At 59.2% G+C, this 14,365-nt stretch carries 13 protein-coding genes; 7 read left to right on the top strand and 6 right to left on the bottom strand.

From position 1 onward, the window contains the following. Positions 1-204: 204 nt before the first annotated feature. The 3 genes from SH410x_RS06155 to SH410x_RS06145 are packed head-to-tail and all read left to right on the top strand — an operon-like array spanning position 205 to position 3,239. Positions 205-873 carry a zinc metallopeptidase gene (locus SH410x_RS06155; RefSeq protein WP_473675585.1) on the top strand — a complete coding sequence of 223 codons (669 nt, stop codon included), beginning with the start codon at positions 205-207 and terminating at the stop codon, positions 871-873. Beyond that, entirely contained in the window at positions 866-2,866 is a 2,001-nt protein-coding gene (locus SH410x_RS06150) for a YjhG/YagF family D-xylonate dehydratase (protein ID WP_473675583.1), read from the top strand. The genes SH410x_RS06155 and SH410x_RS06150 overlap by 8 nt, the downstream gene beginning before the upstream one ends. 4 nt (positions 2,867-2,870) lie before the next feature. After that, positions 2,871-3,239: a DUF971 domain-containing protein gene (locus SH410x_RS06145; RefSeq protein WP_473675581.1), complete on the top strand. Its 369-nt coding sequence runs from the start codon at positions 2,871-2,873 to the stop codon at positions 3,237-3,239. Positions 3,240-3,408: 169 nt separating this feature from the next. On the opposite strand, the gene SH410x_RS06140 is transcribed toward SH410x_RS06145, so the two are convergent. The 4 genes from SH410x_RS06140 to SH410x_RS06125 form a co-directional block, all read right to left on the bottom strand. Continuing rightward, positions 3,409-4,443, bottom strand: a complete 1,035-nt coding sequence (locus SH410x_RS06140; protein WP_473675580.1) for a zinc-binding alcohol dehydrogenase family protein — start codon at positions 4,441-4,443, stop codon at positions 3,409-3,411. A gap of 2 nt (positions 4,444-4,445) precedes the next feature. Continuing rightward, entirely contained in the window at positions 4,446-5,393 is a 948-nt protein-coding gene (locus SH410x_RS06135) for an aldo/keto reductase (protein WP_473675578.1), read from the bottom strand. A gap of 434 nt (positions 5,394-5,827) precedes the next feature. Further along, entirely contained in the window at positions 5,828-7,339 is a 1,512-nt protein-coding gene (locus tag SH410x_RS06130; protein WP_473675576.1) for a BNR-4 repeat-containing protein, read from the bottom strand. Between the two features lie 128 nt (positions 7,340-7,467). Next, positions 7,468-8,790, bottom strand: a complete 1,323-nt coding sequence (locus tag SH410x_RS06125) for a hypothetical protein (RefSeq protein ID WP_473675574.1) — start codon at positions 8,788-8,790, stop codon at positions 7,468-7,470. Positions 8,791-9,047: 257 nt separating this feature from the next. Between SH410x_RS06125 and SH410x_RS06120 the strand changes: the two genes are divergently transcribed. Further along, positions 9,048-9,824: a (5-formylfuran-3-yl)methyl phosphate synthase gene (locus SH410x_RS06120; RefSeq protein WP_473675572.1), complete on the top strand. Its 777-nt coding sequence runs from the start codon at positions 9,048-9,050 to the stop codon at positions 9,822-9,824. A gap of 36 nt (positions 9,825-9,860) precedes the next feature. On the opposite strand, the gene SH410x_RS06115 is transcribed toward SH410x_RS06120, so the two are convergent. Next, positions 9,861-10,460 carry a pyroglutamyl-peptidase I gene (locus SH410x_RS06115; RefSeq protein WP_473675570.1) on the bottom strand — a complete coding sequence of 200 codons (600 nt, stop codon included), beginning with the start codon at positions 10,458-10,460 and terminating at the stop codon, positions 9,861-9,863. Positions 10,461-10,662: 202 nt separating this feature from the next. On the opposite strand from SH410x_RS06115, the gene SH410x_RS06110 reads away from it, so the two are divergent. Beyond that, positions 10,663-11,109, top strand: coding sequence for a YbjN domain-containing protein (locus tag SH410x_RS06110; RefSeq protein ID WP_473675568.1), 447 nt, complete (start codon positions 10,663-10,665; stop codon positions 11,107-11,109). A 10-nt stretch (positions 11,110-11,119) separates the two neighbouring features. Here SH410x_RS06110 and SH410x_RS06105 read toward each other — a convergent pair whose 3' ends face one another. Further along, positions 11,120-12,688: a hypothetical protein gene (locus tag SH410x_RS06105; RefSeq protein ID WP_473675566.1), complete on the bottom strand. Its 1,569-nt coding sequence runs from the start codon at positions 12,686-12,688 to the stop codon at positions 11,120-11,122. A gap of 118 nt (positions 12,689-12,806) precedes the next feature. Between SH410x_RS06105 and SH410x_RS06100 the strand changes: the two genes are divergently transcribed. Continuing rightward, positions 12,807-13,514, top strand: coding sequence for a PTS sugar transporter subunit IIA (locus SH410x_RS06100; protein ID WP_473675565.1), 708 nt, complete (start codon positions 12,807-12,809; stop codon positions 13,512-13,514). Beyond that, the gene (locus tag SH410x_RS06095) at positions 13,495-14,361 is read left to right on the top strand and encodes a hypothetical protein (protein WP_473675563.1); all 867 of its coding nucleotides are present in this window, start codon (positions 13,495-13,497) and stop codon (positions 14,359-14,361) included. Before SH410x_RS06100 ends, SH410x_RS06095 begins: the two co-directional genes overlap by 20 nt. Positions 14,362-14,365 lie beyond the last annotated feature (4 nt).

Here is a 14,365-nt window from a genome sequence, read left to right as displayed (position 1 = left end):
GAGAATCCGGCAGGTAGCGGCTCAGACGGGCGAAACCGTCTGGCGATAATTTGCCAGCACGCTCAAACGAACCTTGGCCCAGAGTTTGCGTAAACCTTGGCCCAGAGTTTGCGTATGACAAGCCGTGCGAGCTGCAGACTGCCGAAATGGCGGTTCCTGACCTCGCTCGGCAAGACCTTTCCTATTTTCCGGTAGAGCACTGCAATGATGATGTACCTGCTGTTTGTGATTCCACCATTTTTGCTGGGGCTATACGCCCAGTGGAAGGTGAAATCGGCATTCGCTCAGATGAGCGAGGTGCCAGCACGCATGTCGGGAGCGACAGCGGCTCGCAAAATGCTCGATGCATCCGGTTTGCAATCAGTCGCCATTGAACAGGTGCCTGGAAAGCTATCGGACCACTACGATCCGCGAGCCAAAGTGCTGCGACTGAGTCCTGAGGTTTACAACGGGCACTCGATGGCATCCCTCGGCGTCGCCTGCCACGAGGCCGGTCATGCGTTCCAGGACGCGCAAGGGTATGCACCCTTGGTGATCCGCAATATGGCTGTCCCCGCAGCAAATTTCGGCAGCGGTATCGGTGCCACGCTATTGTTCGTGGGAGCGATCTTTACCTATCCAGCACTGATGTGGATCGGGGTGATTTCGTTCTCCGCCGTCGTGTTTTTCCAGCTCGTCAACCTGCCTGTTGAGTTTGATGCGTCTAACCGGGCACGGGAGCATCTGGTCAGCGATGGCTTGATCACCGCCCAGGAAGAGCCGTACGTCGCCAAGGTACTCAACGCCGCCGCACTGACGTACGTCGCCGCAACACTGCAGTCGATCATGACGTTGGCCTACTACCTCTTTATCCTGCTGGGTCGTCGTGATTGAACCCGAATCGGTCTCGCCCACTAGCCCCGTCGACTATTTCTCCGCCCTCGATCCGCCTGAGTCTCTCCAGACCAAGGCGGACGGGCCGACGGGTAAACTGCCGCTCAGTGACGAAATCCTGCGTCAATGGACCAGCGGCGATCTCTTTGGATTGACGCAGAGTGTCGGCATGGGTTTTGACCCGCGCCGCGTGCTCGGCGATCAGTACCTGGTGCTGAGCACACAGGGTGGCGTTCGCAATCCGGACGGCACGCCCGCTGCGTTGGGTTATCACACCGGGCACTGGGAAGTCGGCATCCTCGTCCGCGCGGCCGCCGAACAGATCGAAGCCCATGGCGGTGTTCCGTTTGCCGCCTTTGTCAGCGACCCCTGTGACGGTCGCACGCAGGGCACCCACGGCATGTTCGACTCGCTGCCGTACCGCAACGACGCCGCGATCGTGATGCGGCGGCTGATCCGCTCGCTGCCCCAGCGGAAAGGCGTGATCGGGATCGCCACCTGTGACAAGGGATTACCCGCCATGATGATGGCCTTGGCGGGCACCGGACACCTCGCCAATGTGCTCGTCCCCGGTGGCGTGACCTTGCCGCCGACCGTCGGAGAAGACGCCGGCAAAGTCCAAACGATTGGTGCGCGGTATTCGCGTGGCGAGATGTCACTCGAGGAAGCCTCGGTCGCCGGATGCCGGGCGTGCGGCACCCCCGGTGGTGGCTGCCAATTTCTCGGCACGGCGGCGACCAGCCAAGTCGTTGCCGAAGCGTTGGGGATGACGGTCCCGCATGCGGCCTTGGCACCGAGTGGCCAACCCATCTGGACCCGCATGGCCCGCGATTCGGCTTCCGCGGCCGCGGCCATGCACGCTAGCGGAATGTCGCTGCATGATGTGCTGACACCTGCCGCATTTGAAAACGCAATGCGGCTGCACGCCGCCGTCGGTGGCAGCACGAACCTGCTGCTGCACATCCCCGCCATCGCCGCTGCGGCGGGAGTGCGCCGCCCGACCGTGGATGATTTCTCACGCGCCAATCAACAGGTGCCGCGGTTTGTCGATTGTTTGCCCAATGGCCCCGTGGGGCATCCAACGGTGCGATTGTTTTTAGCGGGCGGGGTCCCCGAAGTCGCCCTGCACCTGCGCCGTGCCGGACTGTGGAATTGCGAAGCGAAAACAGTTACCGGGATGACCTGGGACGAGCTACTCGACGCCTGGGAAGTCTCGCCACGCCGCGCCGTTTGCCGCGAACGTCTCCAGCTCGCCGACGGCGTTGACCCCGATGACGTGATCATGTCACTGCCCCGTGCCAAGGCCGCCGGGCTCACCAGCACGGTGTGTTTTCCGAAGGGCAACCTGTGTCCGGAAGGATCGGTAATCAAGGCGACTTCGATTGATCCTACGGTGATTGATAGTGACGGCGTTTATCGTAAACGCGGCCCCGCGCGGGTCTTCACCAGCGAGCGTGATGCGATTTCGGCGATCAAAGGCCAGACCGATCAACCGATCGAGTCCGGTGAGGTGATCGTGCTCATCGGGCGGGGGCCCATCGGCTCGGGCATGGAAGAAACCTATCAGATCACTTCAGCACTGAAGTATTTAACCTTCGGCAAGGAGGTGGCATTGATCACCGACGCGAGATTCTCGGGGGTTAGCACCGGTGCCTGCATCGGCCACATCGGTCCTGAAGCACTCGCCGGCGGCCCCATCTCACGCGTTCGCGATGGCGATGTGATCGAAATCGAAGTCAACCGGACGACTCTGGAGGGGCACGTCAACCTCGTCGAACCGCACGATGGTGGTGATGCTGACGAAGCGATTGCCTCACGCAGCCCCCACCCAGATCTCAAGGTCGACCCGGCGATCCCCGACGACACCCGGTTATGGGCAGCCCTGCAACAGATCGGTGGCGGAACGTGGGGTGGCTGCGTGTACGACGTCGACGCGATCCTCGCGACACTCGAAGCGGGCAAGCGAGCACTCAACGCTGATAGAAAGTCCTGACACCATGAACCTTGATGATCCTGTCACCCACACGCCCACCGCCATCGAGCGGATCGGCGATTCCGGCATTCGTATTCTCTGGAGCGACGGCCAAACCACGCAGTGGAGCGCTCAACAACTCCGCGATGCCTGCCCATGCGCCACCTGCCGTGAGAAACGCGGCAAGCTACACGCCGACACCCCATCGGATACCGCGGCGAAGCAACCTCAATCCAGACCGATCGGACTCCCCGTGCTCAGCGCCGCGGAGGCACGACCGACGCGGATCGAGGGCATGCAGCCCGTTGGCATGTACGCCTACAACATCGCCTTCAGTGACGGTCATCACTCGGGCTTGTTTACGTTTGCAAGACTACGCCGCGACGAAGAGTAGCCTGTCGCGACCTCAGTGATCCTCTGAGCATCACGACAATGGCAACCACGACGCCAGGGACGGCGTGATGACGGACACGTTCTCGTAGTCCTCGACCAACGGCAGGCAAAGCCGTCGGTCAATCTTCCCTGTACGCAGCAAGCCGTCGGAATTTCGTGCACGCGGCCGTTTACGAAGGCGTGACCTCAATCATCGCTTTGATGACCCCTGAACCGGGAGCGATCCAGCGATCGAAAACCTCGGGCACCTCGTCAAAAGATGCGTGGTGGGTAATCCAAGGGGCCGTGTCAATTTTGCCGTCTTGAATCAAACAAATGATCCGTTCAAAGTCACCGGGCAGCGCATTGCGACTGGCCAAGAGCGTGAGTTCACGCCGATGGAAGATCGCGGCATGCGGGAATTCCAAGTTATTTTGAGTGATGCCAACGTACACGACACGACCGGCAAACGCAGCGAATTCGAAGGCGCGCACCATGCTGTGATGGTTACCGGTGGCGTCGACGATCACGTCTGCCAAACGTCCACCACCGAGTTGACGAACCGCGTCGATGTCCGACTCGTCTCCGCTCAGAAGAACGGTGTTCGCAACCCCCATCGACTTGGCGACGAAGTCCAAACGCTGTTGATTGATGTCGGCCACGATCACATTGGCATCGGCCAGCCTAGCGAATTCGAGGGCTGACAAGCCGATGGGTCCCGCGCCGAGGATGAGCACGTTTTCCCCTGGTTGAGGCGCGGCGCGATCGACGGCGTGACAGCCGATGGCAAGCGTCTCGACGAGCGCGGCTTGCTCGTAGTTCAACGAACCCACACGGTGCAATTTCGGGGCAGGCAAAATGACCTGATCGGTCAGCCCGCCATCGCACATGACACCAAACGTCTGGTTGTGCTCGCAGCAATTCGTGTGTCCCCGTTGGCACGAATCACACTCACCACAATTGATGTAAGGCTCGACGCAACACCGGTCTCCGACCGCCAGCGTGTCGACACCTTCGCCGACGGCCATGACTTCGACGCCCAGTTCATGCCCGGGAATACGAGGGAATGCGAAGAACGGAAACCGACCGAGGTAACATCCGACATCGGTTCCGCAGACGCCCACCCGATGGACGCGGACGAGCACGTCGCCCGCTCCGGGTTTCCCCGGCTCGGGAATATCGATTCGCTTCCACGTTTTAACGTCGCTGATTTGCAAAGCTTTCATGACTAGTTGTTCTCCGGAAGCCCTTCGGCATGGCTGATGTTATGAACAGGCTGCAAGACAGCAAGGACATCGGTCAGCAGTTCCTGATCGATCGGCTCACTGATCCACTGTGCCCACTTGCGAATATTCTCAGGGTTGGCGCTGCCCGCTACGGTCGTCGCCAGGTCGGGGTGACTGCACGAGAACTGCAGCGCCAGCTTCGCAATATCCACACCGCGACGCTCACACAACTGGGCGGCTAGCCGCGCGGCCTGTTGGACCTCGGCTGAGTCTTTGTGCCAACTCGGCAGAGGTGCATTGGTCAGCAAGCGTGCCGCGAAGGGACCCGCGTTCATGATTCCCACGCCCTTGGGTTTGAGCACAGGCAGGACATCGTCAACCAGACGCGTGTTCTGGAGCGTGTACTGGTTATAGGACATGATGCAGTCCAACTCGGTTTGCTCAGCCATCTCAGTAAACATTTTCATCGGGTAACCGCTGATCCCGACGCATCGGACCTTACCGGCCTGCTTCGCTTTGCGAAGTGCTGGCAGCGTCTCTTCCACGATCTGTGCGAGCGGTACGAACTCGATGTCATGGCAGAGCACGATGTCTAAGTGATCGGTCCGCAATCGATGCAGGCTGACGTCGATGCTCTCGGCCACACGCTTGGCGGAGTAGTCAAAATGATTGACATCAAATCGGCCGAGCTTCGTGCAGATCTGAAATTCGTCGCGGGGGACGTTTTGCAGAGCCACGCCGAGCAGCACTTCGGACATGCCCCGGCCGTAGTATGGCGAAGTATCAATCAGGTTCATGCCGCACTCGAGTGCGACTCGAACGCTCGCAAACACTTCATCCATTTGAACGTTGCGAAATTCAGCTCCGAGCGACGATGCACCAAAACTGAGAATGGGCAATTCGAGGCCGGTGTTGCCAAGCGGTCTGGTTGGTAGCGGTGGGGCGCTCATCAGGTGTTTCCTAAACGAGTAAAGAGAGGTAGCGAGTCATACTGTGGGCGAACGCTCAGCGGCCGACGGGGTTGCGTTCCGAACGCGGAGCGTTCGGCGACATTCATTCAATCGCAGGCCTACTGAAATGCGCGAAATTGCGCAGCGAACCGGCGAGCGAACCGGTCATCCATCCCCCATGTCTATTTCCCGAACCTCACGAAAAATCAATTTCAATGTGGTTTTCAGCTAGCGATTATGCCTTCGTGACGAAAAAGAGCTATAGCCTATTCCAACCCTGACATATCAATTCTAAACCTGGGGTCAATGGCAAAATGCTCCCGATTTCGCTGCTCGCTAAACGGTCGATACGAGATCGCTGAGCAGCGTATGAAGAAAAAACTCCCGTAGCGATGCTCGCCAGAGCGTGGAGATCCACCGTCTGGCGACGGCAGCTACGGGATCTCGAAGACCACCGGCTCGGGAGCTTCACTCTCGCTCACCATATGCTCTGGCAGACGGAAGACGTTCCCTGCCGCATCGCAGAAATACAATCGGGACGGGGACGGTTTTCGACCGTGTCCATCAGCCCAGAATCCGTAGAATTCGGGGGCGGCATCGACGGGCCGCCGCACATAGGTGTGATTGTAGGGGCTACCACTGGTCAGCTGGGTTGATCGCCATGAGACGCCTCCGTCATCGCTCTTCCACATAGCGATTTCACCACCCGGATTGAATGGTTGCGGCCCTGGCTCCGTCGGCGCGATCACGGTCAAGTGCTGATCATCGTGCAGGTACAGTGATCCCATGTCGTAATTATTGTCAGACGTGGTGATGTCGTGAATCAGCCATTCCCCATCGATCCAACGTGCCAGACGCCAGGTACGCGGTCCGTTCTGCGGTCCAGATGCGTAGCCTCGCGAAGTCACGAATAGGATGTTGGGATTGCCCTCGCTGTCCAAGGCAATGTCCTTCATGTAGACGAGCAATTCCTCTCGCTCGTAGTCGTGCACCAAAGCGGCGTTATCGCGATCCGTCAACGGCAGCGTCACGGCGGTGCCATCGGCGGCCTGCCACGTGTTCCCTTGGTCCAAGGTTTCGACGTAGTACAGATTGGTACGCCAGTTCAGCCCTTTTTCGCCGGCGTGGCCAGCAAATTGATTGGGGTGGTAGTTGAATGCGGTGCACGCCTTGGTGTCATCGACGGCGCTGATTTGGTAGTGACCCACCTCGATATCAGCGACTTGACGGGTTTGCCAATCGATCCCATCGCGACTGTGGGCGAAGCAGGTCTTCCGTTTTGAGGAAACGTCGTACTGGGTGTAAAAAAAGCAGAAACCTTGGGCATCACTGTGCCAGGCCTGCATGTATGAAAAATTGGTGATGGGTGTTCGTTTGTCGCCATCGAGATCGAACGGCGTCACCCGTTCGAAATTCCGAATGTCGTAGGGTTCTTTACTCCGGTGCACAAAGGCGGGGCGAGCTCTGCCGTGAGCGGTCGAGTAGATCCACACATAGCCGTCGGTATCGATGGTCATGACGGGATTATCATGCGCATCGAAGGTGTGTTTATCACACAGGATCGTGGGGCGTACGACTTCACCGGTGGCGTGGTCGAAGTACGAAACCATGTGATAGATGGCTCCATCGGGCGATTCGCTACCCAGGTTTCCATGTGCCAACTCGGCGGCGAACCTCTCGATGTAGTCGGCATCGACGCCGCCGTAGCAGAAAAACGTCTTGTTGACCTCCGGTCGATACACCGCCATCGGTTTATGTTTGGCACAGTAGGTCCCGAGCCCGCCGCTGTATTTGTAGACGAATTCGCCGCCGATGCGTTGATTGAAATACCATAGTCCGCGATATCCGTCAGCCGTCGTGCCTGCCACCGAGGGACTTTCCGCAGGCGCGAATGAAGCCAGTGTGAGCACACTCAGGCTGGCGAGAATGGTTGCTTTTGCGATCAATTTTCTTTCTTTCCTTGCTGTGGGTAAACAGAATGCTGGTTGGATGGCCCGAGTAGGATGGGACCCTTGTCCCGTCCGAGCCCGACTTTCATGTTCGAGACGACGCTCCCAAGCGACGGCGATCGATTTCACCCCTCGCGTTCCCGCTCTTCGCGTTCCCGCTGCTCGCGTTCCCGCTGCTCGCGTTCCCGCTCTTCGCGTTCCCACTGTTCAAACTGAGGTGTTTGGATGAATTCCTCAAATCCCTCATTGTCACGGAGATCGCCGAACTGCAATCCGAAGCGATCGCGCATCACCCGGAGACGTTTGAGAACTTCGTCGTGGTCGTCGGCCGCCAACGCGATTGTAGCGGCATAGTCTTGGGCTTCGAGCAGCGGTGAGGCATCGGCCTCGACGTCCACGACCATCGCTTTGGCCTTTTCGACTTCGCCGAAATTGGCCAGGTTGGCACCGACCATCAGATCCAAGAAAGGATCCCCACCCGTCCACTCGGTCATCGCGCCGTGAGCAGCGATGAGCATCTCCGGATCCTGCCGCATCACCGCGGCATCCATCGAGACCAGCCCCACCGAGGCATCTTCGGGGAACTCAGCGATATAACTCTCGACGGCCGCGAGGTACGCCGCCTCGTCTTCGACGGGTGTTGCCGCGATGCGGTACAACATCAATGTCTTGTACTTCTTCATGTCGTCGGGCAGGGCGTCGAGCCGTTGCAGCGCCTCCTCGGAATTCCCCGCTTGGATCGCTTGGCTGATCGTTGTCTGCGATTCGAGCCGCTCCCTCTCCGCCTGGGCTTGGCCACTAAAGCGTCCCAGAAACGAGTTTTGGCTCTGAGCCGCAGCACCGACGACGGCCCGCAGCGTCTCCGAGAACGCTTCGCCGGTCGCAGCGATGAACAATTCATCCGCTTTGACATTCCCACCATCGCGAATCAAGTGGAGGTCGTGATAATTGATTCGTCGATTGTCATCGAACAAACGGAACACGACGTGCGACTCCCCATCGCGATAGACGGCCGCGACGAGCTCGTAGGCGCCGTCGCGAGACAGATACGGGGTGACGGATTCAACAAAATTTTCCGCTGCGGGGGCTGCTCCTTGCAAATAGCCACGACGAAACTTTTCATTCTCGACGATCCCATCAAGCGAACGGCTAAAGATCATTCGAAAATCGAGAAGCTCGCCTACTTTTGCCGCATCGCTCGCCATGATGGCAGCCTGCCACTGCCGGGCGAACGCCTCCGCCTCAGCGAGGGTGATCACGTCGGCTGGAGCGTCGCCAGGCGGCGCGGCCTCCGCCGCCGCCAGCGTCAGGGGTTGGTGCGGTGGCTGACTCGTCCTTGACGCTTGATCGCAGCCGCTGAGCATCACCAGGAGCAGGCCCAACAGCCATCCTGAGACCACCGTCTTGCCAAAACGTGGGGCAAGAACGAGCAGCGGATGACGCAGCATGAAAGCACTCTGGTGGGGAGGGAACGAGTTCACGATAATGAGTGGGGGCAATTCTACGCGATGCGAGCCGTGGTTTCACTTGCACCGATGACTCGGGTCCGCCACTCGCAGTACTGCGCTGCCGGCTGACGATCGGCGGGCATCAAAAAAGCGGGTGAATGATTGTGGGGGCAGCGGTTGGTTCGATACTAGATTTTTGATCTCCCTTCGTTTTGTGCCGAATATTCCTCCAAGCCGCACCAGCATACACTGCAGCCATGTCAGCATCTGCCGCTACCGCCGCCCCGCCTCGCCGCTCACAACTTTTGGTGAGCGTGCGCAATCTTGACGAAGCCATGACGGTCGTGGGGGCGGGAGTGGACGTGATTGATTTTAAAGAGCCGCGGCAGGGACCGCTGGCTCCCGTCGACACCAGCGTGTGGGAATCGGCGGCGCGAGCTCTGCCCACCGCCGTACTGTCGGCGGCCCTCGGCGAATCTCGCACCGCGATCGAATTGGCGGGGCAAGTCCCCTCGACGTTTCGGTTTGCGAAAGTCGGCCCGAGTGGACAGCGGACACCGACGCAGATTGAACGTCTCTGGAGTGAACTACCACTCCCCCCCCGTGTCGAACTGGTCCCGGTCGCCTACGCCGACCATGACATAGCCGAATGTGTTGACGTCGAGCAGATTCTCGACTGCGTCATTGCGGCGGGGCGGACACGATTGTTGATTGACACCTTTGGCAAGGACGGGCGATCGTTGACAGATCACTTCGGTGCAGCGGATTTAGTGAAGCTGCTTGCCCGCGCGAGAACCGCCGGGGTTTGGATCGCATTGGCCGGTTCGCTGCGACTTGATCAAGTCAAAGATTTGGTGCAGCAGGGAGTCAGGGCCGATTGCTGGGGTGTTCGCGGCGACGTTTGCGTGGCGGGTGTCGACGCTGCCCAGCGCCGAACCGGGGAACTCGATGTGAGACGCGTCGAGCAGTGGATCGAGGCTCTGAAGCTTTTTAATACGGTGAAAAAGCCGCTCTGCGAAAGTGGATCGTGTTAAAGAGCCTCTTGTCCGACGGATCTTCAACAAGTTCCGCTACCGTTGTTCGGAGAGCTGTTGGAGCATGATCGCGAGGGCGGCGCTGACCATCGGCGTGCTCATGCTGGGCGAATCCGAGTTTTCCCGGGCGACTTGAGCGGGCGCCAGTGGGATATGAACGAAAGCGGATGCTGTTCGCATGCCAAACGAGCTGATGTAGTGTTGACTGAGAAACAGGGCGGCGTTGCAGAGATAGGTGCCGGCGTGGTGTGAAACGGCAGCGGGAATGCCTGCTTCGCGAATCCGGGCCGCGGCAGCTGACAGCGGGAGCGGGCTGCGATAGGCGGCCGGGGCGCTGGACAGAATTTCACTGCCGTCGGTTCGCAAATTCAGGCCAATCGCTTCGAGACGCAGCAGCGGCGATCCCGGAGCTTGACCGCAGTGCAACGCGAAATCGTAATTTTCCTGCAGGTCAGTACGAAGTTTTTCGCTCATCCGGCCCAGATCCACCGGATATCGGCGGGTCACGATTTCGACCGGTCCATCATACCAGCGTGTCAAATCGATCAATGCCAGCCAGCTGGCATTATCGGGCCAGCGGTCGTACGGTTCGAAGGCGGTGAGCAGGACGCGAATCACAGGAGCAGCAATAACCAAAGAGAAGAGGAACTAGGGGAGTATAGTTCCCGCTGGGCGTCGTGATTCGCCTTGAATGGGAATTTTCGGTACAATCAAGGGCTACGAGTGTTTCATCTTCGAGACATTGCGACGCGGTGCGAACCTCCCCACCACCCGTTTCGTCTTGGTTTATCAGTGCTGCCGAGATTTTTTCCAGTCACTCACCCTCGGAGTAACCGACATGTCAGCTCAAGTCGATCAGCTCAGCGCCTATCTGGATCGCGGCACCGTTGTCTATGACCAGGATGATGAGAGGGGTCTGTTCCGAATGCTATTCGAAGGCAAACACGGTGATCTGAGGGTGGCGATGATCATTGACGAATCGATGCTGCAGGTGTTCACGCACCCTGCCAACAAAATCCCTGAGAGCCACCGGCAGCTCATCATCGAAGCGATCACGCGGGCCAATTATGGCTTGAAACTCGGTAGTTTCGAGATGGATCTGGAAGACGGCGAGTTGCGGTACCAAACCGCCTTGCCGCTGGGCGAGGAGTTCCCCGAGGATGACGTGCTCGATCACGTCCTCTATGTCGGTGGCGCGATGATTGATCGATACATGCCCGCATTCCTATCGATCATTTATGGCAATGAGGACGTGAAATTGGCGATCGCGGCAGCCGAATTATAGGGCGGATCACTTAGTATCCGAATCCGGCCCGCAGCAAGAACGCGTTGGACAGGGACTGGTCGTCGGTGGAGATTTCGTACTTCAACTTGCGATCAAAAACGCCACCAAACTCGACGAAAGCGGTGCGTTGGCCCATCCGAATGAGATCGCTGCGGCCCCACTCGAAGCCGAAGGTGACGTCGATTTGGTTGACGTCGACGCGTTCCTGCGTTTGTGCGAGGTTGGCACGGGTCACCGTCCATGATCCGCCGCCGAGGTCGCCAGCAACGTACCACCACACGTCGTGCGTCCCCAGCGTCCGCCAGTACTTCGAAAACTTCGGTTCGGGAAAGAAAATATCGAAGCGTGTGTACGGGTTGGGTTGGCAGAGGACACCGACGGCCGGCAGCCACCCGATGCTGTCGCGATCCATGTAGTATGCCCCGGCTTTCAGGGTCGACGTGGGCGTCAATCGAAATTTGAGCAGCCCCTTGCCTAGCGTCCGCACGCTGTCGGAGTAGAAGGTGTCAAAGTCCGTGAAGGCACCGACGCGAAGGCCGAACTCAGCCCCAACAATCTGGTTGAGATCCGACTGCCAGCCAAAATCGATGAAAGCGCCGTAGGCATTTCCTGGCAGGTCGGCTTGATGCGCGGGCGTCGTGATCGGCCCGTCGAAGAGGTACAGCGAGAACGAGGGCGCGATACTGAGCGGTTGGTTGCTCCACAGAAAATTCTTGCATGAAAATCCGAGCGCAACATCGGTTTGATAGACGCCGAGGTCATCTTGGCTGTTGCCACCACTGATGAAAGTCTGTCGGAATCGCGGGCCACGGAGCAAATCATAGGCGCTGATTCCACCTGCGATGGGCAGCATGCCGTTGCCGTAGGGTGTCCCGAGACCTTGCGGAAATAGCGAGTTGGGTGAGCTCGATGGGTATGCTGAGGGCGGGAATACGGGGCTGCCGTAATTAGCAGGGGGCGGGGTTGAATACGCCGATCCGTTGCCGTAGGGCATGCCACTGTTGGGCGCAGCTCCCCCATACGGTGAAGGCGCGCCTGTCCCACCATAAATCGAGGGCGCATTGTAAGGGGCGGCACTGGAGGTGGTCCCGCCGAACGGGATCGAGCCCGTCGATGGGTAGCCAGCGCCTTGGTAGGCACTGCTGCTACTGTTTCGAAACATTTCGCCAGAAAATATCCCGCCCAACAAACTGCCGTTGGGATAGGCCGGATTGGTTCCCCCGGGCGCTCCCGGAGCGACCGCGCCCGGATAGGATGGTGGTCCGAAACCCGATGGCGAACCTTGCGACGTGCTATAGGGATCGTACTGGGGAGTGGCAGCGCCGAGACTTCCCGTGGCCGGTGGTACCGACTGACCTCCCGCGTATCCGCTGGGCGGATACGCTCCGCTGGGCGGATACGCTCCGTTTTGCGGATAGGCACCGCTAACCGGGGGCGAGTTGATCGGTCCCATATTCGTCTGCGGAGTGGTTGAAAACCCGTTTTGTGCGGGCGCAGATGTTGGCACGACCATTGCACCGAGCATCAGCGCTACGGCCCACGTGCAGACGTGCGAGCGTGATGATATTCGGTAGTTCAATGCGATGAGCAAACAAAACTCTCCCTAAGGGCACGTCGACGTCGGACCGCCATTGCAATAACTTGAGTCGATTTAGCTGTTTTCACAAACTTCCGTCAAGAGAAATGTTCAAGTTGCTATGGAAGAACTCGATATCCCCCAACTCGCCGAATATCTTCACGTCACGCCTGACCAGATCACCAAGATGGTCACCCGTGGCAATTTGCCAGGCCGCAAGGTCGGTGGACAATGGCGATTCAACGAAGCTGAGATCCACCATTGGCTCGAAGAGCGGATCGGTTTGAGCGATCCCGATGAGCTCGACCGCATGCGTCGGGTACTGCATCGCCGCGCCGACGCACCGCCCCAAAAAATCAGCGATTTGTGCACGATTGACACGATTGCCAATCCGCTGGCGGCACGCACCCGCGGCAGCGTGATCCGTGCAATGAGCACTTTGACCGCCACGACGGGGATGCTGTGGGACGCTCCCGCGATGGCGGAGGCCGTTGCCGATCGTGAAAAACTGTATCCGACCTCGCTTGATAACGGCGTGGCGCTGTTGCACCCGCGGCGGCCGCAAACCTCGATTCTCGCTGATTCGGTGCTCGGGCTGGGGATCTGCCAGGCGGGATTGCCGTTTTCAAATCGTGGACAATTGACCGATATTTTCTTCCTGATCTGCTCTTACGACGATTCCAGCCACCTTCGTATCTTGGCCAAACTCAGCCGCATCGTTTCCGATGAAGCGTTTCTCGAAGGGCTTCGTTCGAGCGATTCGCCCGGCGAAGCCTGGTTGATTCTGAAAGAAGCCGAAGCGGCCATCGATGAAAACCTCTCTCTCTAAAGATTATTTTGAACAGCCGTCTGGATCTGGCGCAGTGAATGCACCGCGGATCGCCTGCGAATCTCTGCTGTGGATCGGTGATACCGAGCACTCGGCCGTCGCCCAGCCGTGGCGTGCCTGCCAACGCCTGTGCGATGCGATTTCGATTCGCCGCTCGATATCCGAGGCGCTCACCTCGCCACCGCGCCATGTGCCGACGCACATGGTGATCGCCCAAACAAACCGGCACGAGCGCGGCCGTTGGGCAATCGATGGTCCGGAGATGGAAGCGCTGCGAGATCAATTTGCCCAGGTAAAAACGCTGGTCCTGAGGGGCCCGCTGGTCGCTCCGACGGTGCGTTTGCCAGCGCAAGCCCACACGCAGCTGCCGCCGGGCACACCGACCTGGGTGGCCTCGATTCCGGTGAGCGAAGCGGTCACCTTTTTGGAGTATTGGTGTGGAGCGTCGGAGGTTGACCATCGATCGGAAGTCAGGCCAGCCCCGATTCTGCTGCCGATCGTGGTCGTGGCAGCTCGCTACGAGTACGCCGAGAGTTTAATTGATTCGCTCCCACTCTTGTTTTCTGGCAGAGACGTTCCCGAACCGTTGGTGCAGTGGCAGCGAGACCTCACGCCGCGATCCGGGCGTGGATTTGCCACTGTCGTCTGGGATGAGTCCGTCGCCACTCCAGAAACCACTCAGCACTGGCCGCAGCGCTGCGGCCGGGCAGCACATGCACGGCACGTGTGGATGACGGGGATGGCCACGCCCCAGCAGCGTCTACGCGCACTCAATGCAGGCGTCCACCAGGTGCTTGATAAACCAGGACGGCTGGAGTGTTTGGCCGCGAGTGTCCGCGCCGCTTGACGAC

This window comes from Rhodopirellula sp. SH410, from assembly GCF_055811895.1.
Note: the sequence above shows the minus strand (reverse complement) of the source record. Positions and strands in the feature narration are given on the sequence as shown.